This window comes from Marinifilum caeruleilacunae, assembly GCF_013141825.1.
Classification (GTDB): domain Bacteria; phylum Bacteroidota; class Bacteroidia; order Bacteroidales; family Marinifilaceae; genus Marinifilum; species Marinifilum caeruleilacunae.
This window is the reverse complement of the sequence record NZ_RZNH01000023.1, coordinates 18,402-41,286: the sequence shown is the minus strand read 5'-3', so window position 1 is coordinate 41,286 and position 22,885 is coordinate 18,402. Positions and strand designations below refer to the sequence as shown.

Below are 22,885 nucleotides of genomic sequence, written 5' to 3'. Positions count from 1 at the left end.
CTTAAAAATTACTTTACAGAATTAATAGTCATAGATCATGAGTTATACTCAAAAACAAATTACGGACGCATTAAAATTGGTTCAATTTCCGGGTACCGATAAGGATATTATGGGATTGGATATGGTTCGTAATATCAAGATAGAGGGAAAGAAAATTGGCTTCGATTTGGTATTTCAAAAATCAGACGACCCAAATATCATTCCTCTGAAAAAAGCATGTGTATCGGCAATTCTAAAATTTGTTGATAAGGAAGCTGAAATTAAGGGAAACATTAAGGTAAAAGCAATGCACGTTGTTGACGAACCGACTGTTTTGCCAAAGGTGAAAAATATTATTGCAGTTGCATCGGGTAAAGGTGGTGTTGGTAAATCAACCGTTTCATCCAACCTGGCAGTTGCTTTGGCAAAATCAGGCGCAAAAGTAGGTCTGATCGATGCCGATATTTTTGGTCCATCGGTACCTTTGATGTTTGGAGCTGAAAGCGCTCGTCCAAACCTGATTAATGTTGATGGGAAAGACCTGATTGAGCCACACGAAGCATATGGAGTAAAAATGCTTTCGATTGGTTTCTTTGTGGATCCTGCCCAGGCAACAGTATGGCGCGGACCAATGGCTTCGAATGCCTTAAAACAAATGATTGAAGAAGGAAACTGGGGCGAATTGGATTATGTACTAATCGACTTGCCACCGGGAACCAGCGATATTCACCTAACACTGGTGCAAACAGTTCCTGTAACCGGAGCCATTGTGGTTAGTACTCCACAAGAAGTGGCACTGGCTGATGCCATTAAAGGAATCAGCATGTTCGAAGGACCAGGTGTAAACGTTCCTGTTTTGGGAATGGTGGAAAATATGGCCTGGTTTACTCCAGCAGAATTGCCTGAGAATAAATACTATATCTTCGGTAAAGATGGATGTAAAAAACTTGCCGAAGAGAAAGGAATTGATTTGCTAGGTCAAATTCCTATTGTTCAAAGCATTCGCGAAGGTGGCGATAATGGGAAACCAGCTGCGGTTAACGAAGATTCGGTTGTTGGAATGGCTTTCGCCGATTTAGCAGCCAAACTAAATGCGGTTGTAGATTCAAGAAACCAAAATTCGGCACCAACTGAACGTGTGAAAATTACGCGATAAGTAAAAAAACAAGATAAAGAATTAAGGAGCATTTTTTGCTCCTTTTTTTATTCCCCGAATAGAACTATTTTTAGATTTTATTTAATAAATTTCAGATTTTAGAATAATAAAGTTCTACACTTAACAGTTATACCATTTTGGGAATCTAATAAACTAAGAATAACAACAATAGACTTCTGCATGCAAGGCAGGAAAAATGTTGTGTTATCAAACAAAACATAAAGCTTTGACTCGAAAATATATTCAATTCGCCTTAACGATTATTTCTGTTCTGATTTTTGCATATGCTTGTTCAAATCAGAAGAATACTTTTGTAAGCAGACAATATCATGCTCTTACTACTCATTATAACGTCTATTTTAATGGAAAAGAAAGCTTAAAAGAAGGTGAACAGAGAATAGAAAACGGACTTCAGGAAAACTATACGATTTTGTTGCCGGTGTTCGAATATCAGAATCCTGCTGCCAGAACCACTTCCTTTTCGAGTATGGACAGAGCCCTGGAAAAAGCAACCAAGGCCATTAAAATTCACTCTATCACAAGAAAGCCCAAAAGAAAAAAGGGAAATCAATCGGAGAAGTATAAGGAGTTTAGAAAGAAGAAAGAATACAACAATTGGATCGACGATTGTTACATGCTGATTGGAAAAGCCCAGTTTTACAAAGGGGAATATCATGTGGCAGAAAAAGCTTTTGATTTTATTCTTCGCGAATATCCGGAATCAGACCTGGTATCGGAAGCAAAGCTATGGAAAGCGGTGAGCTTAATCGACAGGGGGGAATTTATTTCGGGAGGCGAAATATTAGACCGTATTGATGACAGAAAGGAACTTTCGAAAGATGATTTGGTACGTATCGAAGCCTTATATGCCGATATGGCAATTCGACAGGAGCAATACGATGATGCAGTTCCAGCATTGGAAAGATGCATTGCCATTACCAAAAAGAAACACAAGAAAGCTCGTTACTATTACCTATTGGCTCAAATTCATCAGAAACTCGACAACCCGGGAGAGGCTTCACGCGCATTTCAGCAGTTGATCGATTTGAATGCCAATTATGAAATGACCTTTAATGCCAAAATTAGCCGAGCACTATCTTACACGGGTGCCGAAAATGGTGAGGAAATTAGAAAAGGTCTACGAAAAATGCTGCGCGACGAGAAGAATAAGGAATACAAGGACCAGATTTATTATGCAATTGCCGAAATGGATGTGGTGGATGAGAATATGGAATCGGCCATAGAAAATTACTGGGAGTCGACCAAAGTTTCTTTGTTCAACGAAAACCAAAAAGCAATCTCATTCCTGAAACTTGGCGATTACTATTTTGGAGAGGAGACCTACCCAAAAGCACAGATGTGTTACGATAGTTCCATGACATATCTTGGAAACGATTATCCGAACTACAATCAAATTTCGGAACGAGTGGGCAATCTAACTGAACTGGTGAACAATCTGAATATGGTGGTTCGCGAGGATAGTTTGCAACGAGTGGCACTAATGAGCCAGGCCGATCGTGATCGATTGATCAGTCAAATGATCAAAGAAGTAGCCGACAAAGAAAGAGAGAGAAGAGATCAGGAAGCTGAGGCGCAATCAGACAGAGCTTTCTTTAGTCAGAACAATATGCTAGGCAATACGGTGAGTAGAAATCAAAGCCAGGGCAACTGGTATTTCTACAACCCAACAAATATTGGTTTGGGAAAATCAGAATTCCAACGCAAGTGGGGAAGGCGTAAACTGGAAGACAACTGGAGAAGAAAAAACAGGTCGAGCTTCACACCTGATGATGTGGAATTTATTTTAGAACAGGAAAAAGGCGATGGAATCAGCAAGCAGTCGAAAAAGAAAGATCCCAAAAGCCGTGAATATTATTTGGTGGACTTGCCAATGACGAAAGCTGCAATGGTAAAATCCAATGAAAGAATCATGAAAGGCTTGTACCAGGCTGCTTTGGTGTACGAGGAAAAACTGAAAAATGAGGAGAAGGCCCTGGAAAGCCTGGAAACTCTTTTGGAGCGATTCCCGGAAAATCCATATCTTTTGTCGGCTTACTATCATGCTTATGCCATTAATAAATCCTTAAACCGAACGGCTAAATCTGATTTTTACAAGCAGAAAATTTTAAGAGAATTTAAGGGAAGCGAATATGCCAAGGCCTTAAGCGATCCAAATTATCAATCCAAACTCGATGCTGAATACCAAAGAGCACACCAGCTGTATGCACAAGCCTACGAAGAGTTCCAGAACTACTACTATTTTAAAGTAGTTAGTCTTTGTAACGAAGGATTGTTAAGATATCCTGAAAGTGATTTACGCCCAAGATTTTTATTCCTGAGAGCCTTAAGTGTGGGCAGAACCCAGGATGTCAATACTTTTAAACAGTCGCTCGACCAGGTCTTGAAATCGAATCCTACCAAAGAAATTGCGCAAACCACAAAAGCAATTCTTGCAGGATTGGAAAAGGGAGCCGTTCCGGTTGTATATACTGCAAGAGACATGGAGCTGGCCCGACAAAACAGGTTGCTTCGAAACTGGAGAATTGAAGGCGATCAGGCAATGGTTGAGGTGAAAGATAAAAAAGGCAAAGCTGAAAAACCAAAAAGTCTGTATCAGTTTAAAGCTGATGACGAACACTACTTTGTCTTGATGTTCTCTAAAAAAGATGGAGATCCTAACAGAACACTATTCAACGTTTCGCGATACAATTCGGATGCCTATAACAGCCGTACTTTTAAAGTGGATCGTCTATCGCTCGATAAAGAGCAAATCATGATTTTGGTGAAAGGCCTAAAGGATAAAGAGGATGCCTTGAATTATTTTAACGGAATTATTACCAGTGGCAAGCCATATAGTGGTTTAGAAGATGTTGATTACAGAAACTTTGTGATTTCCCAGGCCAATTTCGACCAGTTGAAAAAGGCAAAAGATGTAGAGCAATACCTTGATTTTTATACCAAAAGCTATTTTAACGTAGAGCGTAAGCCAAAACAATCAACGGTGAAAAAGCAAGGAAAACTGGTTGCGGTAAACAACAATTTAGACTCAACTGCGTTTGTTTTAAATCAGTCAGATAATCACAAATTTATTTTATTGGTTCCGGCACGTAAAGTGAATATTGGCAAACTGAGAAATGATATTTACAATCACGATAAAGATTACAGTGTATTGAGAGAGCAATACGATAATGATCTAAACATGATTGTTGTAAATAATATCGGTTCGAAAACTGATGCAATGAAATATTTCAGAAAACTGGTTTCGGATGATGCCATTTACACACAATTGGAAAGTGTAGATTATCGAAACTTTGTAATCAGCGAGGAGAATTTCAAGAAGTTTTACGTAGAGAAAACTTTGTTCCCATACCTGGATTTCTTTAAAAAGAACTATTTAGATGCAAAGGATGTTGCTCCGGCAGTTAAAGAAGATCAAATGGTTCAGGATGGAATTTATCAGTTCAATGAAAAGGTATATCATTATTTTGCCCTGGTTTATACCAAGGCCAATGTGAACAGAAAACAGTTGCTTACAGGAATTAAAAGATACAATACGGGAGAATTAAAAATTCAAGTTCGTGAGCTGGATGATGAGCGTGAGGTGCTGTTGGTAACAAACATGAGAAATAAAAAACAGGCAATGATGTATTTCAGGGCCATTGTTACCAATCGTGATTTGTTTGCACCTGTGGAAAAAGTGGGATATCGCAATTTTGTGATTTCCGATGAGAACTTTGAGGTATTTGTGGAAGACGGAGGAGATACTGCCAAGTATCTGGAATTCTTCAAAAAATACTATTTGAAATAGAATTTTTAGTAAAGATTAAATTGATGTAAGCGTGAAAGAAAATACCATACTTTGGGTTGACGACGAGATAGAATTATTGAAACCTCATATTATATTTTTAGAGGAGAAAGGATACGAAATTGTATCGTGTAACAATGCTTACGATGCACTCGATTTGGTGAAAACTTCTCATTTCGATTTGGTATTGCTCGACGAGAATATGCCTGGAATGAGTGGATTGGAAGCGCTTAGCGAGATCAAATCGGTCGATTCTGCCCTGCCAATTGTAATGATTACAAAAAGCGAGGAAGAAGACATTATGGATGAGGCAATCGGCAAGCAAATATCCGATTACCTGATTAAGCCGGTTAACCCGAAACAAATACTGCTTACGCTTAAAAAACACATCGATAAAAAACGTTTGGTTTCCGAAAAAACAACCATGGCCTACCAGTCGAAATTCGGTCAAATGGGAATGGAGATTAACGATTGCCGCGATTTCGACGACTGGATGAAGATGTATCGAAAACTGGTGTTCTGGGAACTGGAACTTGCCAATATCGAAGATTCGGGAATGGATGAAATTCTTCGCATGCAAAAAACCGAAGCCAACAATTTGTTTGCACGTTTTGTGAAGAAAAACTATATCGATTGGATGGATCCTGATGAAGAAGATAAACCTCTTCTTACGCCTAATGTTTTTAAAGAAAAAGTGTATCCTTTGCTTGATAAGGGAGAGAAAGTTGCATTTATTTTAATTGACAACTTGCGCTACGACCAGTGGCAAACTTTATACCCGGTAATTAGCGATTACTTTGTGGTGGAGGAAGACTCCATGTATTATTCCATTCTTCCAACTGCCACCCAGTACGCACGAAACTCAATGTTTTCAGGCTTAATGCCTTTGGATATCAAAAAAAGGCATCCCGAGCATTGGATTGAGGAAGACGAGGAAAGCAGCAAGAATATCCATGAAGAAGACTTTATTGGATTCCAATTGAAACGCCATTATAAAGATTACACTTATCATTACGAGAAAATCAACAATGAAAAAATGGGGGCCAAGGTCCTGGATAATTTAAACTCCATTTTGAATTCACAATTGAGTGTATTTGTATACAATTTTGTTGATATGCTATCGCATGCCAGGACAGAAAGTGAAATGATTCGAGAGCTGGCTGCCGATGAGGCTGCTTATCGTTCCCTGACTCTTTCATGGTTCGAACATTCCATGCTTTTAGAACTGATCAAAAAGCTGTCGGAGCAGAATGTAAAGCTTGTAATTACTACCGACCATGGATCTATTCGGGTACAAAATCCGATTAAGGTAATTGGCGACAGGCAAACCAATACCAACCTTCGTTACAAACAGGGAAAGAACCTGAATTATAAGTCGAAAGAAGTTTTTGAGGTTACAGAACCACGAAAAGCGAACCTACCGCAGGTAAATGTAAGTTCTTCTTATATCTTTGCATTCGGAGAGGACTTTTTGGCATATCCGAACAATTTTAATTATTACAGCTCCTACTATCGAAATACTTTCCAACACGGGGGAATTTCATTGGAAGAGATGATTGTTCCGCTGATAACATTGAGTCCGAAGAAAAATTAAATACAAAGATTTAGCAGGAAATGACGGAATTAAAAATCAATTCGCTGGAGGATATTAACTCTGTTGCAGCTGAATTTATTAAGCTGGTAGGAGACAAGAGAATTTTTGCAATGCATGGTGCAATGGGTGTTGGTAAAACCACATTTGTAAAAGCAATTTGTGAGGAAATGGGTGTTCAGGATACCATAAATAGTCCAACATTTGCCATTGTAAACGAGTACCATACGGCAAAAGAAGATATTATTTATCATTTCGATTTTTATCGTATCGATGATGTGCAGGAAGCTTTCGATTTTGGCTACGAAGATTACTTCTACAGCGAGGCCATGTGCTTTATTGAATGGCCAGAAAAAATCGATTCGATTCTACCAAATGATACCATCGAGGTTCACTTTAAGGAAGAGGCTGATGGCAGCCGAAGCATCCGTATTCTCTAATCAGAAATAGTCTAAGCTGAAAAACGCTAAAAATTTCTTAAATTGTAATGTCTTACCTCGTGTAAGTTTCCATTTTTAATTACAATATAGCATATGGCGCCGTTAAGTGAAGGATCAAAGAATTTTCCTCTGGGACATGAATTTTACCAGCCTAAGGAAGAAATGTTGGAATTAGAACGCCGACGCAAACAATTGGTAATTGGTATTCCCAAAGAAGAATATCGAGGTGAAAACCGTGTTTGTCTTACTCCACAGTCAGTAGAGTTACTCGTGAATAATGGACACGAGGTAGTGCTTGAACGCGGTGCTGGTCTGGCTTCCAATTACACCGATAAGGAATACAGTGAGAATGGCGCACGTATTGTTCTGGAGAAAAAGGAAGTCTATCAGTGCGATACGGTAATGCAGGTTTCCCCGTTCTCAAGTGCCGAAATTGATATGCTCAGGGGCAATCAAATCCTATTTTCAGCTTTGCAACTTAAAAGTCAGTGTGGCGAAAATGTTCGCAAACTGATGCAAAAAAAGGTGACTGCCATTGCTTTGGAACTGGTAAAAGATCGCGATAATTTTTATCCGGTAGTTCGTTCTATGGCCGAAATTGCAGGGATTTCTTCAATCATGATTGCCGGGGAATATCTAAGTAAGGCTCATGGTGGAAAAGGCGTTATGCTGGGTGGAATTACCGGAATTACACCAACCGAGGTTATTATTTTAGGAGCCGGAACTGCTGCCGAGTATGCAACAAGAGCTGCTCTTGGCCTGGGAGCAATGGTAAAAGTTTTCGACGATTCAATCTATCGCTTGCGCCGATTGGAAGATCATTTGGGGCATCGGGTTTTCACATCTATTTTCCATCCGCATGTGCTCGAAAAAGCCTTGGCTTCGGCCGATGTGGTAATTGGTGCTTTGCGCCATGGTACCGAAAATGTTGGCTATATGGTAACCGAGGAGATGGTAGAAAAAATGAAACCAGGCTCCATTGTTATCGATCTGAGTATCGACCAGGGCGGATGTTTCGAGACTTCTATGCTCACTAATCATAAAGATCCGGTATTTAAAAAACACGGTGTATTGCACTATTGCGTTCCCAATGTACCTTCGCATGTGGCCAGAACAGCTTCGCTTGCACTGAGTAATATTTGTGCTCCTTTGTTGCTGAATATCGGACAGAATGGCGGCGTTCATAAATTCATTAAGAACGATATTGGACTGCGTCATGGAACCTATGTGTACAGGGGAATTCTAACCAACCGAAGGTTAGGCGATACATTTGGAATTCTGGCCAAGGATATCGATTTATTGCTGGCTGCAATGTAAGTCTTACCTTACCGTACATTCACTCAATACCTTTTCAACAGCTAAGGCAAAACCATCATCAATCACACTTTCAGTGACCTGATATTTGTCCTTGAGTTCGTGTGGCGCATTTTCAACAACGTAGCTGTGCTTTCCCCATTCCAGTAGGTCGATATCATTGTAGTCGTTACCGATCACAAAAGAATCATTTGCACTTAATCCTAACTGATTGCAAAGCCATTCGCAACCATGACCTTTCGAAATGTGTAAAGGGAAAATCTCCATCCAGATCGATTCATGATCCAAAGGTGAAGTGGCACGTATGATTTTAATGTCGTCAAATTTGGTCTTGATTTCTTCAAACCAGTCAACCTTATTGGGCAGAATGGCCAATATCTGGCAAGCATCTCTTTTGGTGTCGCTGATATTTCCAACCGGAGTAGAAAACTGTTTGTAGAGGTTTAGTCTTCTATCGAAATCCTGGTTCTTGTTGCCACTTTTATAGTACCAAAACTGGTGATTGTTGGGAATCGGATCTAAAATCATAAAATCGATTTCATGATCCACCAAAATTTTAGATAGCTCTAAAACCTCTTCAGCTTCAATTTGTTGGGAGTAAATCAACTCTTTTGTTTCCCACCTCATGATTCCGGCACCAGACGAAAAAATCAGGTAATCGATAGGAAAGTCCTCGGGCAAAACAGCCATGGCAGAGTATAAAGTTCTTCCGGTGGCGATTACTCTTGTAATATTCGATTTTTTGAGTTGCTCCAAACATTCATAATTCTTCTTACTTACTTCGCCCATCGATGGTAGTAGTGTGCCATCCAAATCGCTTACTACAATTTTAATCTGATCTGCCATAAATATCTAATACAAATTTTACCCAAAAGCTAAATTTACAGTTTTAAGTTGAAAGAAAGGGGCAGAAATCACTTAAAAATATGCCCTCACTTCCATGCTGCCAACATGAATGGTTTTGCCACCTTCACTTTGTCGGCCATTGTAACTGATATTCATTTGAAATACTTTCGAAACTTGCTGATTGTAAGCCAGGCTCCAGGTTGAATTGTTGCCGGGTAAAAATCCTTCCAGCATTTCGTAGGCTATTGAACTGTTGGTATCCGCATTGTAATCGAGATGCAGGAAATTTAAATTGGCCAGCAGTTTGCCAGTTTTTGTAATGGCATATTGGCAATTGGCTCCCACATTATGCGTTGTCGATTCTTCGCTGGCCAGTTTATTCCGCTTACGCTGATAAGTGTAGTTTAGGCCAAACTGAAACACCAGGCTGGTTTGAAATTTTAGCTGAAGTTCATTTTTAATTTCCTTCAAGTTGTAATCCTGCTTGGCAAAAACCTCGTGGTACAAGCTTTTTTTGCTGTAATCGGTTCGGTTCGACAGCTGGCTCGATTTGCCCATGTTCCAGTTGAATCGAAATCCATTCTGGGTCAATCTTCTTCTTTCAAAACCCTGGGTAAGCAATTGTTTGTTCCTGCTGCTTAAATGAATGATGTCCCAATTGGTTTTAGATTTTGCCTTTCGGTACGAAAAAGTATTCTGAAAACTCGAATTGATGGTAATTAAGTTCTCGTCAGACGAATGGGTTTCAAAAGGATTTGCATACAGATTGAAATCATTGCTCAAGCTCTTTTTCGATAATCGGTAAGCAAAGCGGTTGCTAAATCTGGAAAGGAAAGTGACAAATTTCGATTTTGACTTGATTCTTCTCAATCGAAGGGTAAAGGTTTGTCTGAAATCACTCGTATACACCTTATCGTAATTGTTGGTGTTGGTGGCAATTCGAATGTAATTGGCCTCGTCTTTAAAGGTGGCAATTTCAAACTCATTCAGCTCTTTCGCACCATTTCCGTTGTAATCTGTCCAGCGGTAAACTCCTTGTCCATCGTTAACTTCTACGTACGAAAACTCTTTTTCACTTTCCAGGCCCGAACCCAATTCGTAATAGGTAGATGTCTGCAACAAACCCTTTTTAATTCTGGCCTTGTGTTCCAGCTTGCCCAAAAATGTATTTTCAGGCTCTTCATTTGTAAGGGAATTCTCGCTAATGGATAAGCGACGGTAGATACTCTCAATTTTTAACTGGTTGTTCCGGTTCTTTTTCAGCCAGATTTTTCCACCAATGTCTTCCGATTCACTCTGCGACTTTAGCTCATTATCCATTGGCATAAAATCTTTCCTTTTTCTGTAGTAAGCCTGGAATTGATTTTGGGTAGAATCACTGTTTTCCATATAAAATTTGTAGGAGTGATACGAGAAACTGTTGGCCAGTAAAGTCTTATCGTCCGATTTTTCGATCTTGTTGTTTTCATTCTCTGTTTCAATCCCGATTTTTAGAATTTTGCCTGTGTAAGCAGCATCGAGTTGGTGTCTGTAGAATTTACTTTCCACCTCGCGCTGATCGGTATTCAGTAAATTCCCATTCAAACGTACCGACCATTTCTTTCTCTGATAATCTAAGTTTACATTTTGATTAATCCCTTCGTAGCCAGAACCTCTGTTCAAAATCGAAATGTTATGAGAAGCAGTTCCCCACTTTAAATTCCTAAACTGGTTAGCCAATGAGAGGTAGCTTTCATTCTTCTTATTTTCATCATCAGAGATGTTCCAGTCGCGATTGAATTCCACCGATCGGAAATTCTCAATTTCAGCAAAATTTTTCTGAATAAAATGCATTTTCAATTCAGATATCAGCACTTTGCTGCTGTCAGTAATCTCGCTCTTCTTGCGTATCAGGAGGTCGGCAGCAAGTCCCTGGTTGTCGCTGTCATCAAGCGATGAAAAGCTATTCAGGTCTCGATTGCTCATGGCAATTTCGAATCTTGATCGGAGATTTTTTGCAAGCTGGTAATCGGCTCCCAAACTTAGCATTTGCTGTTTTTGCGGCGGAATCAATTTTGCCACCGGGGCATACTCTCCTTGTGGTACCCCGTCAAGCGGATCAACCCATTGATACACCCTGCCATTGGCCACGCTGTTCACCTGTATGTAATTGCCTCCATTGCTGCCCACAAAAGAGAAGTTCACCCTGTAAATGGCCTCTTCAGGTATTGTCGAGTATTCGTAAATATCATAGGTAACTTGATTCACCTCCCTTGAGACTTTTCGGTACAGCACAAAATCGTTGGAGTATTCCACAATCTCTTCGTTGGGAACAACTGCCAGGTCCAGCTTATCGCCTATCTCGCTTAACAACTGTTTGTTTTCATTGCTAAGGGTTTGATCCAGTGGCTGATTTTTACTATCCTGTTCATGGTAAAAATTGAACCAGATTTTTCCTTTTTTCGTTTGATATTCGTTGGCATTAAAGATCAGGTAACGGGAATAATTTTCTTCCGAATACTCAAATTCTACCACGATTCGTGAATTTCTCGTAATGGGTCGTTGGGTGGTAAAACTCAATTCGGCTGTGTTGTAGTTGATCACATAATCGTAGTTTTCGCCACGAGTCATTTTTTTTCCATCAACAAAGACCTTTTCCGAGCCAGCCAAAACAACAATAAAGCTTTCGTTGTTCACACCTGTTAAGCGATAAGGACCTTGAATTCCTTCCGATCCCTGAATTTCCATTCTTCGAAACTTTCCTTTGGCAATGGAAGCACTAATCGTAGATTTCAACTCATTTCCATTTTTCCCTTTAGAAATCAAACCAGAAAATTTGCCACCCTGTACCTTTTTATAAAAGCGCATAAAATTGCCTTCCGGCGATTCAATTTCATAATCCCCAAGGGTGAGTTCTCTTTTGTCATCGAATAGTTTAATGTAAATTCTGTCGAAATCCTGTATCGACTGGGTATTGCCGTCGGGCTGAATGGGAATGTTATTGTCTGATATGGCAGCCAGGATATTGACATCTTCGCTCAATTTGCCGGAAAGCTGAAGATTCAGATTTGAATTGGTTACCACATCCTGGTTGTTTCCATAGGAGATTCCGCGTGAATAATTTCCCTGTTTTTGCAGTTGACTGCTATTTAAGATGCCCCGGTTATTCGATCTGTATTCCGTCGAACGAATTCTTGGGCGCGCATCGCCTGCCAGGTTCATGTCCGAAATATCCCGTGTATAGAGTGGTTTGCTGATATTGTAGTCGTAGATTCTGTATGTAATCAGGAGTGAATCTCCCACTTCTATCAATTTTGGATCGGCAATGAGTTCACCCTTTCCTGGATCGATACGATACCAGCTTTTATCGATTTCCTGATTTTGGTGAAACAGTTTTACCGTAGCAGGCAGAATGAGTAAGGAATCAAGCTGAGTGGTATCCTTTTGAATTAGAATTTGCTTTATCCTTAGGTTGTTTTGGCTAAAACCAACTTCTTGAATGCACAAGATCAGAGCTAATATGACAAGGATTCGAACTTTCAAGAGAGTAATTACTTTGGGTCAGATTTTATACTTTGAGATGATTCACTTCATCAATAACGAAATCTGATCTTTAAAATTATTAGTTTTGCAAAGAATAAAGATAGCGAAGCTGTTCCGTTAAATATTAATTTTTTTCAAATATGGTTCTTTTTTACAACCTGTCGATTCGAATGTATGTTCTTTTGGTAAGAATTGCTGCTTTTTTTAACCCCAAAGCCAAGCAGTGGGTTGATGGCAGGAAAAATCTATTTACAAAGCTTGAAGAGGCCGTAAAGGGAGAAGAGAATATTGTTTGGTTCCATTCGGCTTCTTTGGGAGAGTTCGAACAGGGAAGACCAGTAATTGAAAGTTTTAAGGAGCAGTATCCCGAATATAAAATACTACTTACCTTCTTCTCTCCTTCGGGATATGAAGTGAGAAAAAACTACGAAGGAGCCGATTATATCTTTTATTTGCCTGCCGATTTTGCATCCAATGCCAAACGCTTTATGAATATCGTTCAGCCCAAAATGGCATTCTTTATCAAGTATGAATTTTGGCACCACTATTTAAAGGAGCTGAAGAAAAGAAATGTACCTACTTATATATTCTCTACCATATTCAGGCCAAATCAATTGTTCTTTAAAGGATATGGCGGCTTTTACAAGAAGATGTTGACTGCCTTTACTCACCTGTTTGTACAAAACCAGGAATCGGTGGATTTGTTAAAAGGAATCGGCTTTTCTAATGTTACCTTAACAGGTGATACCCGATTCGATCGTGTATACACCATTGCAACAGGATCTAAATCATTGCCAAAAGTGGAGGATTTTGCTCAGGGCCGAGAAGTGCTGATTGCCGGAAGCACCTGGCCGAAAGACGAGGAGAATATCACTCGCTATATCAATCAAAGCAAGAACTCTTACAAATACATCATCGCTGCTCACGAAGTAGACGAGGATCATATTAATAATATTACTGCAAAGATTGAAAAGTCGTGGGTGCGATACACCAAGGCCACAAAAGAGCAGATTGATGCTGCCGAAGTTTTGGTGATCGACTGTATTGGGGTGCTGTCGTCCTTGTATCGATATGGAAGTGTATCCTACATTGGAGGTGGATTTGGAAGAGGAATTCACAACACCCTGGAAGCAGCAACATTTGGATTGCCGGTAATTTTTGGACCCAATTATCACAAATTTCAGGAGGCAAAAGACCTGATCGAAATTGGCGCTTCAAAATCTTATGAAAACTACGAAGAATTAGAGAATTTGCTTGATTTATTCTACAATAATCAGGAAGATAAAGAAACTGCCGGCGAAAAATCCAAAAACTACGTCGATAAAATGAGAGGCGCAAGCGCTAAAATTTTATCGGAAATTAAGGTCTGATTTTACCCTCTTTTTTGAACCCCCAGTCTTTACTGGGGCTGCCACGTTTTTGCCATTTTGTTTTTATCAACTGCTCAAATTTAGTGACGAAATAATTTGTTTAAGTCGATAAGTTTTGCTATCTGAGAAGAGGCGAAAATTTTCCTTTTGGACAACTTTTTGATTTTTTTAAAAAATTAAAATGCAGAAAATCAATAAATTAACAACAAATTGTGGATAACTTTTCATTAAAATTTTATTTCCTTGTTGTACAGAAAGGGTGCTTTGTGTAAATTGCATATTACAAAATGAGGCCGGGGCAATCCGGTCATTTTGTTGATATAGAGAGATAAGAAACTCACAATACAAACCACTTTTTTAAAGAACCTGAATGGAAGTTAAGGAGAAGCAAAAACAAGCAGCAGAAATGAGAGAGACTTTCAACCCTGAAGAAGCCTTTCAAGCGTCTTTCGAATATTTTAATGGAGATGAGCTGGCAGCACGTGTTTGGTTGAACAAGTACGCACTGAAAGATTCGTTTGGAAATATTTATGAAAAGACTCCGGATGATATGCATCATCGAATTGCAAGTGAAATTGCAAGAATCGAGAAGCGATATCCAAACCCTCTTAGCGAAGAAGAAATTTTCGCAGTACTGAAAGATTTTAAGTACATCGTTCCTCAAGGAAGCCCAATGTCGGGAATTGGTAACAAATTCCAAATTGCATCTTTGTCGAACTGTTTCGTAATTGGTAACGATGGTGATTCTGACTCTTATGGTGGAATCATGAAAATCGACCAGGAACAGGTACAGTTAATGAAGCGTAGAGGTGGTGTTGGACACGATTTGTCGCATATCCGTCCGAAAGGTTCTCCTGTAAAGAACTCTGCATTGACTTCTACAGGTATTGTTCCATTTATGGAGCGCTACTCCAACTCAACCCGCGAGGTGGCCCAGGATGGTCGTCGTGGTGCGCTAATGTTGAGCGTTTCGGTAAAGCACCCGGATTCGGAAGAGTTTATCGATGCTAAAATGGAGCAGGGTAAAGTAACCGGAGCGAATGTTTCTGTGAAAATTCACGATGAATTTATGCAGGCAGTGATCGATGAGAAACCATACACTCAGCAATACCCGATCAATTCGAAAAATCCGACTTACCAAAAAGACATTAACGCCAATAAACTTTGGAACAAGATTGTTCACAATGCATGGAAATCGGCTGAGCCGGGAATTCTGTTCTGGGATACCATCGAAAAAGAATCGGTGCCTGATTGTTATGCCGATTTAGGATACAGAACCGTTTCAACCAACCCTTGTGGTGAGATTCCATTGTGTCCTTACGATAGCTGTCGCCTTTTGGCAATTAACCTGTACAGCTATGTAGAGAACCCATTCACGAAAAAAGCCAGCTTTAATTTCGACTTGTTCAAGAAGCACGTAGCTCTTGCTCAGAGAATCATGGATGATATCATCGATTTGGAATTGGAAAAGATCGATGCAATTATTGAGAAGATTGATGCAGATCCGGAAGGAAGCGAAATTAAGAGAGTAGAAAAAGAACTTTGGAACAACATTAAAACCAAGGCAAACGAAGGAAGAAGAACCGGAGTTGGTATTACTGCCGAAGGAGATATGATTGCTGCCCTTGGAATGTGTTATGGTAGCGATGAAGCCATCGATTTTTCTGAAAAAGTTCACCAGACAATCGCTGTTGAAGCTTATCGTTCATCGGTTTATTTGGCTAAAGATCGTGGTTCTTTCGATATTTTCGATATCAAAAGAGAAAGCAAAAACCCATTTATCCTTCGTTTGAAAGAAGCCGATAAGGATCTTTACAAGGATATGGAAAAGTATGGTCGTAGAAACATTGCCTGTTTGACCATTGCGCCTACAGGAACAACCAGTTTGATGACACAGACAACTTCTGGTATCGAGCCTGTGTTCTTGCCAGTATACAAGCGTCGTCGTAAGGTAAATCCGAACGATAAGGATGTAAGAGTTGACTTTGTTGACGAGGTTGGCGACAGCTGGGAAGAGTTCGTTGTATTCCACCACAAATTTGTTACCTGGATGGAAGCAAATGGAATTAATGCAGCTCAGCATTTTACCGATGAAGAGGTGGACGAGTTGGTGAAAAAATCGCCATACTACAAAGCAACTTCAAATGATGTTGACTGGTTGCAGAAAGTTCGTATGCAAGGTAGAGTACAGAAATGGGTGGATCACTCGATTAGTGTAACTGTAAACCTTCCTGCTGATGTACCGGAATCATTGGTTGGAGAACTGTATATTGAAGCCTGGAAAAGCGGCTGTAAAGGTTGTACCGTTTACCGCGATGGATCTCGTTCGGGTGTATTGATCGCTAACGACAAGAAAGAAGAAGAGACCAATGTGGTGCCAGAGAAGCGTCCTGCTGAATTGGAAGCTGAAGTTGTTCGTTTCCAGAATAACAAAGAAAAATGGATTGCTTTCATTGGCTTGTACAAAGGACAGCCTTACGAAATTTTTACCGGTATTGCCGATGATGAAGAGGGTATTCTATTGCCTAAATCAGTAAGCAAAGGGATTATCATCAAGCGTAAGGATGCAGAAGGAAATACACGTTACGACTTCCAGTTCTGTAACAAGCGTGGTTTTAAAACGACTTTCGAAGGATTATCATACAAATTCGATAAGGAATACTGGAACTATGCGAAATTAATTTCAGGTGTATTGCGTCATGGCATGCCTATCGAGCAGGTGGTAAACCTGGTTGCAGGTCTACAGCTTGATAGCGAAAATATCAACACCTGGAAAAATGGTGTGGAACGTGCGCTTAAAAAGTACATTCCAAATGGAACCAAAGCAAAAGGGATGACTTGTACCGATTGTGGATCGGATCATATCATCTACCAGGAAGGATGTTTGATTTGCCAGTCTTGTGGAACTTCAAAGTGTGGATAACCACTTTATTATAACAAACCACTTTTAAATTAAGGAGTCTTTTTAAGGCTCCTTTTTTTGTGCCTGCTTCATTGCGTTTATAGATATTATTGTGAATTATTAGTAAAATTGTTGTAAAACAGTTGTATCGTAAGTAAAAAGCTTTATTTTTGTTTCAATCAGTTTAGAATTTAGTTTTACAACTTATAAATAGAAAGTTGATTTGTAATCAACCATAGTGAGTTCAGGAACTTGTCAAAAGACTGTTTAAATTTATTTCTGTTGTTAGGGCTTTTCTTCGGGAAGCCCTTTTTTACTTTGATACTAAAAAAGTTCAGATTAAAATCGGATTTCTTTTGTCTTATCATAAAATCTTCTAACTTTGGTATAGGACTACAAATTGCGTAAAATTAGACAATCTACTTATGGACATATCTCCTGAATACAATTGGGAAGGGAAAGTATTACTCATCGCCGAAGACGAAGATTTTAACTACATTTTTTTAGAGGAAGTACTTATTGATACCAACGCGCAATTGATCCGTGCCAAAGATGGTGAAGAGGCCATCCGATTATTTGAAGAGAATCCCAATATCGATTTAATTTTAATGGACATGCAAATGCCCATCATGAATGGCTACGATGCAACCCGAAATATCAAGCAATTGAACCAGGGAATTCCCATTATTGCACAAACGGCTTATCACTATGGCGAGGCTTACGAGGAAATTATGTCGGCAGGTTGCGACGATTTCGTAACCAAACCCATTGATATTACCGGCCTGAAAGATGTGATTGCCCGTTTTCTATAATTCCATCATTTTTAATTTCTCACCTTACTTTTCTTTTGCCATTTTCTTATCTTTGCTGCCAAATTAACGGATAATAAAATGAGCGAAAAGAAAGTCAGAGTTCGATTTGCACCAAGTCCGACAGGACCGTTGCACATGGGTGGTGTAAGAACAGCCTTATTTAACTATTTATTTGCAAGAAAGCACAATGGTGAATTTTTGTTGCGTATCGAAGATACCGATCAGACAAGATATGTACCAGGAGCCGAAGATTATATCGTAGAAGCACTGCAATGGTGTGGAATTAGTATTGATGAAGGCGCTACTGTTGGTGGTGAATTTGGCCCTTACCGTCAGTCGGAACGTAAGCCAATGTACAAAGAGTATGCTGACCAGCTGATTGCTTCGGGCGATGCATATTATGCCTTCGACACGCCGGAAGAGCTGGATGCGATCCGTAAGAAATGTGAAGAAGAGAAGAAGACTTTTATCTACAATCACGAAACCCGTGATACTTTAAATAACTCGCTGGCTTTATCGGCCGAAGAGGTTCAGAAAAGAATTGATGCCGGCGAAGCTTATGTAGTTCGTTTTAAAATGCCTGTTGGCGAAGAATTGCACATGGACGACGAAATTCGCGGTCATGTGGTGTTCAACACCTCTACTTTGGACGATAAGGTATTGTTTAAATCGGATGGAATGCCGACTTACCACCTTGCCAATGTGGTAGACGATTACCTGATGAAAATTTCGCACGTAATTCGTGGAGAAGAGTGGTTGCCATCGATGCCATTGCACGTATTGTTGTACAGACAATTGGGATGGAGTGCGGATATGCCAAAATTTGCTCACCTGCCGTTGATTTTAAAGCCTGTTGGTAAAGGAAAATTAAGCAAGCGCGATGGCGATAAATTGGGATTCCCGGTTTTCCCATTGTTGTGGACCGATCCGAAAAGCAATGATATTTCGTCGGGATACCGCGAAGATGGATACTTCCCGGAAGCATTCGTAAACATGTTGGCTTTCTTAGGTTGGAACCCAGGAACCGAGCAGGAAATTTTCTCAATGGAAGAGCTTGCACAGGCTTTCTCATTGGAGCGTGTAAATAAATCGGGAGCGAAATTCGACCCTGAAAAAACCAAATGGTTCAACCGCCAGTATTTGGTGAACAAGAGCGATGAGGAAGTAGGAAGCTTATTTGCCGAAGAGGTATTAAAAGCAAAAGGAATTGAAGCCGATCAGGCCAAAGTAAACCGTGTATGCGGCATGGTAAAAGATCGTGTTGACTTTATTGCTGAGCTTTGGGATCAGGTGAACTTTTTCTTTGAAGCACCAAAAGAGTACGATGCCAAAACAGTGAAAAAAGGATGGAAAGAAGATACTCCAGCTTTAATGGCTGAATTGAAAGGCATTTTGGAAGGAATTGAAGATTTCTCATCGGCAAATTCTGAAGAAATTGTAAAAGGATGGATCACTTCCAAAGAAATTGGTTTTGGAAAAGTGATGAACCCATTCCGTTTGGCCATGGTAGGTGCCGGAAAAGGACCTCACATGTTCGACATTATCGAAATTCTTGGCAAAGAAGAATCGATTGCCAGGTTGGATTTTGCAATGGAGAATATCAAGAAATAATCCATATACAGAATAAAGAAAAGAGGCTGTCCATTTGGGCAGCCTCTTTTTATTTGTCTTGTAGCTTACAGCTGTATGCCGAGAGCTCTTTTATTTTTTCTTCTGAGCTTTTGCCCACGAATCTTTCAATGAAACCGTACGGTTAAACACCAGCTGATCGGCATTCGTGTCCTTATCAACCGAGAAGTATCCCAAACGGGTAAACTGGAAGTGCTCTTCCGCTTTCGCATCTTTCAGGATTGGCTCAACGTAACACGCTTTCAAAACCTCTAAAGAATCAGGATTAATGAAATCTTTAAAGTCTTTGTCTTTGTGCCCGTCAGGCGCTTCATCGTTAAACAGGCGATCGTACAAACGAACTTCAGCTTTAGCAGCATGCTTGGCCGATACCCAGTGAAGGGTTCCTTTTACCTTGCGCTTGCTCTCTTCGGTTCCGCTACCACTCTTCGATTTTGGATCGTAAGTACAGTGAATTTCTGTGATCTTACCATCGGCATCTTTCACCGCTTTTTCGCACATTACAATATAACCTGCTTTTAAGCGAACCTCGCGACCTGGAGTCATTCTAAAGAATTTGCGTGGTGCATCTTCCATAAAGTCGTTGCGCTCGATATACAGCTCACGAGAGAATGGAATTTCGCGTGTTCCCGCATTTTCATCTTCCGGATTGTTATCGATGGTCAACCACTCTTCTTCTCCTTCGGCATAGTTGGTAATGACCAATTTAACCGGATCCAATACACCCATTACACGAGTTGCTGTTTTGTTCAAATCTTCGCGAACACAGAACTCAAGTAAAGAAACATCAATTACATTGTTACGCTTTGCCACACCAATGGTATCGGCAAAATTGCGGATAGATGCAGGCGTGTAACCTCTTCGGCGCAAGCCCGAAACGGTTGGCATTCGCGGATCATCCCATCCATTTACATGCTTATCGTTTACCAATTCGAGCAACTTACGCTTACTCATTACGGTATAACTCAGGTTCAGACGAGCAAATTCGCGCTGTTTTGGCCTGTAATCGGTATCGGTTAGGTTATCGATAAACCACTCGTAAAGCGGACGGTGCACCTCAAATTCCAGGGTACAGATCGAGTGAGTAATTCCCTCGATATAATCCGACTCGCCGTGAGCGTAATCATACATCGGGTAAATACACCAATCGTCGCCAGTACGGTGATGATGCGCATGCATAATACGATACATCAAAGGATCGCGCATGTGCATGTTTGGTGAAGCCATATCGATTTTAGCACGCAATACTTTCTCTCCATCCTTAAACTCACCATTCTTCATTCTTGCGAACAAATCAAGGTTTTCCTCTACACTTCGATTACGGAAAGGACTCTCGGTTCCCGGAACAGTTGGACTCCCTTTCTGCTCGGCAATTTGCTCTGCAGTCTGATCGTCAACATAGGCCTTACCATCTTCAATTAGTTTTACGGCCCAATTGTACAGCTGATCGAAATAATCAGAGGTGTACAATGGATCGCCATCCCACTGGAATCCTAACCACTTAATGTCTTCCATGATGGAATCAACATATTCGGTATCTTCCTTTACAGGGTTGGTATCGTCGAATCGTAAATTACATTTTCCCTGGTATTGTTGGGCAAGGCTAAAGTTCAGGCATATTGCCTTTGCATGACCGATGTGAAGATACCCATTTGGTTCTGGTGGGAATCGGGTGTGTACTCTTCCATCATTTACATTGTTTTGCAGATCTTCCTCGATGATCTGTTGGATAAAATTCAGAGATTTTTCGTTTGTATTCTCTTCCTTTACAGTTTTGTTATCCATGTTTTTCAATTTAAAATGATACAATGATTTGTCTCGGATTCGAATGAATCCTGCCTTGCTTTTCGTTTCGAATTGCACAAACATAAATTTACAATAATTCTTTACATCCGTAGCAGATTGAAAACGAAAAAACAAAAGTAGATAAAATACGCTAAAATCAATTACGATTTGGGCATTAGGAAGGATGATTTTGCTTAAAAAATTGCATTGATATGGCCCCATATTCGTAATTCCTCTTTTGTAATTCGTAATTTTATTTTTAATCTTTTAATTTCGCCTCAAAATATTAAGGACAAACAGATGGGAATTATCGAATTGGAAGGCATGGAATTTTATGCCTATCACGGATGTTTTAAAGAGGAGCAGATTGTAGGGAACAAGTTTACCGTTTATGTGCGCATGGAGTACGATGCAAGCCAGGCAGCAAAAAGCGACAATATTGGCGATGCTTTGAACTACCAGCGTGCCTACGAAAAAATTAAAGAGCAACTGCAAATTAAATCGCATTTGCTGGAACATGTTTGCGAAAGAATTTTGGATATGCTCTACGAAAACTTCGCCGAATTGAAGCATGCAACGGTAAAAGTATCGAAAATGAACCCGCCAATGGGTGGACAAATCGAAAAAGTTAGCCTAACATTAAGCCGTTAAGCTATTGATAATACTAGCGTTGCATTTTTCCTGTAATTTTTTTGTTACAAAAGCTTCCAAAAAGTTTGCACAGGTAAAACAGAAATTTATATCTTTGCAACGCCTTTAAGGAAAAAGGGTCTCTTGGCCGAGTGGCTAGGCAGTGGTCTGCAAAACCATCTACGGCGGTTCGAATCCGCCAGAGACCTCAAGATGAAAATCTCAAAACCCGTAACTAATAATTAGTTGCGGGTTTTTTCGTTTTTAATGTTGCCGCTTTTGTTGCCGTTTTTGAATTTTCTTTAATTAATTATCCCATTGGAGATATTCAAATGTGAAATGAATATTCCACAATAATATGTCTGAAGAATTAGATGTAAGTTCCATCAGAACTTAAATCCTTCTTTGCAACTATTAGTTGTTGTGTGAGTTATGCATTTTGATTTTTGGAAGCATACCCTAATTTACTCCCTATTAATTTTTAGGTAGTTATGGATTGTGGCGTACTTTATTAATAAATTCATCTTTATAGCTCTTCGTGCTATTAGAATCAAATGTATAAAGAATGGTTTTCACACCTGCTGTATTTGAAACTAATGAGAAAAAATCTTTGTTCCCCAAATAGTTGATCCATGAAAATGAGGTAGCAGGGATGGGATGTTAATTCCATAATCCTTGCTCTCGTAATGAAAAACTTCATTTTTCACATATGTAATCGATTAATGCAAATTAACTCACGAATCTAGTTGTTTGTCGGGAAAGATGAGCAGGCTCCAAACTCATTATTTGGTTTTGTACTCTCCGAAAATGCCAGGTATTTTTTCAATTCTTTCTTCAGTTCCTTTAATTTTCCGGCATTAGCATTATCCTCATACAAGTTGTTTTGCTCTTTGGTATCACTTCCCAAATCATACCGCTGGTCGGCATCAAAATAGTGCTTGTATCTTTTAATAGATCGAAACTTGTATATCTTCAAGTAAAAAAGTTCACTTTTCTCGAACGTTAAACAATTTTTATCTGGAGACATACACTTTAATAAAAGACAAAATATCATTAAAACCATAACTAATATTTATTACATTAGACATGGTATTGAGAAAATAC

The 22,885-nt window shown here is 39.7% G+C and carries 14 protein-coding genes and 1 tRNA gene; 11 read left to right on the top strand and 4 right to left on the bottom strand.

Annotated elements, in window-relative coordinates; genetic code table 11:
* Window positions 1-37: 37 nt before the first annotated feature.
* The 5 genes from ELS83_RS13630 to ELS83_RS13610 all read left to right on the top strand — a co-directional run bounded on the left by ELS83_RS13630 (window position 38) and on the right by ELS83_RS13610 (window position 8,288).
* The gene (locus ELS83_RS13630) at window positions 38-1,135 is read left to right on the top strand and encodes an Mrp/NBP35 family ATP-binding protein (protein WP_171596111.1); all 1,098 of its coding nucleotides are present in this window, start codon (window positions 38-40) and stop codon (window positions 1,133-1,135) included.
* Between the two features lie 226 nt (window positions 1,136-1,361).
* A complete protein-coding gene (gene porW / locus ELS83_RS13625; protein WP_171596110.1) occupies window positions 1,362-4,943 on the top strand; it encodes a type IX secretion system periplasmic lipoprotein PorW/SprE in 3,582 nt (1,193 codons plus the stop codon).
* 31 nt (window positions 4,944-4,974) lie between these two features.
* A complete protein-coding gene (gene porX / locus ELS83_RS22575; protein WP_171596109.1) occupies window positions 4,975-6,534 on the top strand; it encodes a T9SS response regulator signal transducer PorX in 1,560 nt (519 codons plus the stop codon).
* Between the two features lie 20 nt (window positions 6,535-6,554).
* Complete coding sequence (gene tsaE / locus ELS83_RS13615) at window positions 6,555-6,971, top strand: tRNA (adenosine(37)-N6)-threonylcarbamoyltransferase complex ATPase subunit type 1 TsaE (protein WP_171596108.1); 417 nt, start codon at window positions 6,555-6,557, stop codon at window positions 6,969-6,971.
* Between the two features lie 93 nt (window positions 6,972-7,064).
* Window positions 7,065-8,288, top strand: coding sequence for an alanine dehydrogenase (locus ELS83_RS13610; RefSeq protein WP_171596107.1), 1,224 nt, complete (start codon window positions 7,065-7,067; stop codon window positions 8,286-8,288).
* A 3-nt stretch (window positions 8,289-8,291) separates the two neighbouring features.
* Here ELS83_RS13610 and ELS83_RS13605 read toward each other — a convergent pair whose 3' ends face one another.
* Together ELS83_RS13605 and ELS83_RS13600 are read right to left on the bottom strand one after the other, a co-directional pair.
* Window positions 8,292-9,131, bottom strand: coding sequence for an HAD family hydrolase (locus ELS83_RS13605; protein ID WP_171596106.1), 840 nt, complete (start codon window positions 9,129-9,131; stop codon window positions 8,292-8,294).
* Between the two features lie 72 nt (window positions 9,132-9,203).
* Complete coding sequence (locus ELS83_RS13600; RefSeq protein WP_171596105.1) at window positions 9,204-12,617, bottom strand: hypothetical protein; 3,414 nt, start codon at window positions 12,615-12,617, stop codon at window positions 9,204-9,206.
* Between the two features lie 176 nt (window positions 12,618-12,793).
* On the opposite strand from ELS83_RS13600, the gene ELS83_RS13595 reads away from it, so the two are divergent.
* The 4 genes from ELS83_RS13595 to gltX all read left to right on the top strand — a co-directional run bounded on the left by ELS83_RS13595 (window position 12,794) and on the right by gltX (window position 19,348).
* Complete coding sequence (locus tag ELS83_RS13595) at window positions 12,794-14,023, top strand: 3-deoxy-D-manno-octulosonic acid transferase (RefSeq protein WP_171596104.1); 1,230 nt, start codon at window positions 12,794-12,796, stop codon at window positions 14,021-14,023.
* A 370-nt stretch (window positions 14,024-14,393) separates the two neighbouring features.
* Complete coding sequence (locus ELS83_RS13590) at window positions 14,394-16,946, top strand: adenosylcobalamin-dependent ribonucleoside-diphosphate reductase (RefSeq protein WP_171596103.1); 2,553 nt, start codon at window positions 14,394-14,396, stop codon at window positions 16,944-16,946.
* A gap of 404 nt (window positions 16,947-17,350) precedes the next feature.
* A complete protein-coding gene (locus ELS83_RS13585; RefSeq protein ID WP_171596102.1) occupies window positions 17,351-17,737 on the top strand; it encodes a response regulator in 387 nt (128 codons plus the stop codon).
* A 78-nt stretch (window positions 17,738-17,815) separates the two neighbouring features.
* Entirely contained in the window at window positions 17,816-19,348 is a 1,533-nt protein-coding gene (gene gltX / locus ELS83_RS13580; RefSeq protein ID WP_171596101.1) for a glutamate--tRNA ligase, read from the top strand.
* 90 nt (window positions 19,349-19,438) lie between these two features.
* Here gltX and ELS83_RS13575 read toward each other — a convergent pair whose 3' ends face one another.
* Window positions 19,439-21,151: a glutamine--tRNA ligase/YqeY domain fusion protein gene (locus tag ELS83_RS13575; protein WP_171596100.1), complete on the bottom strand. Its 1,713-nt coding sequence runs from the start codon at window positions 21,149-21,151 to the stop codon at window positions 19,439-19,441.
* 300 nt (window positions 21,152-21,451) lie between these two features.
* Between ELS83_RS13575 and folB the strand changes: the two genes are divergently transcribed.
* The gene (gene folB / locus ELS83_RS13570; protein WP_171596099.1) at window positions 21,452-21,802 is read left to right on the top strand and encodes a dihydroneopterin aldolase; all 351 of its coding nucleotides are present in this window, start codon (window positions 21,452-21,454) and stop codon (window positions 21,800-21,802) included.
* Between the two features lie 117 nt (window positions 21,803-21,919).
* Window positions 21,920-21,990 (top strand) — tRNA-Cys (locus ELS83_RS13565).
* Between the two features lie 533 nt (window positions 21,991-22,523).
* Here the strand turns inward: ELS83_RS13565 and ELS83_RS13560 are convergent.
* The gene (locus ELS83_RS13560) at window positions 22,524-22,757 is read right to left on the bottom strand and encodes a hypothetical protein (RefSeq protein WP_171596098.1); all 234 of its coding nucleotides are present in this window, start codon (window positions 22,755-22,757) and stop codon (window positions 22,524-22,526) included.
* Between the last annotated feature and the right edge of the window lie 128 nt (window positions 22,758-22,885).

Coding starts and splice junctions, on each gene's coding strand:
- tsaE (WP_171596108.1), top strand. CDS start 6,555: ATGACGGAATTAAAAATCAATTCGCTGGAGGATATTAACTCTGTTGCA.
- ELS83_RS13575 (WP_171596100.1), bottom strand. CDS start 21,151: ATGGATAACAAAACTGTAAAGGAAGAGAATACAAACGAAAAATCTCTG.
- ELS83_RS13630 (WP_171596111.1), top strand. CDS start 38: ATGAGTTATACTCAAAAACAAATTACGGACGCATTAAAATTGGTTCAA.
- ELS83_RS13590 (WP_171596103.1), top strand. CDS start 14,394: ATGGAAGTTAAGGAGAAGCAAAAACAAGCAGCAGAAATGAGAGAGACT.
- ELS83_RS13585 (WP_171596102.1), top strand. CDS start 17,351: ATGGACATATCTCCTGAATACAATTGGGAAGGGAAAGTATTACTCATC.
- ELS83_RS13605 (WP_171596106.1), bottom strand. CDS start 9,131: ATGGCAGATCAGATTAAAATTGTAGTAAGCGATTTGGATGGCACACTA.
- folB (WP_171596099.1), top strand. CDS start 21,452: ATGGGAATTATCGAATTGGAAGGCATGGAATTTTATGCCTATCACGGA.
- ELS83_RS13610 (WP_171596107.1), top strand. CDS start 7,065: ATGGCGCCGTTAAGTGAAGGATCAAAGAATTTTCCTCTGGGACATGAA.
- gltX (WP_171596101.1), top strand. CDS start 17,816: ATGAGCGAAAAGAAAGTCAGAGTTCGATTTGCACCAAGTCCGACAGGA.
- ELS83_RS13595 (WP_171596104.1), top strand. CDS start 12,794: ATGGTTCTTTTTTACAACCTGTCGATTCGAATGTATGTTCTTTTGGTA.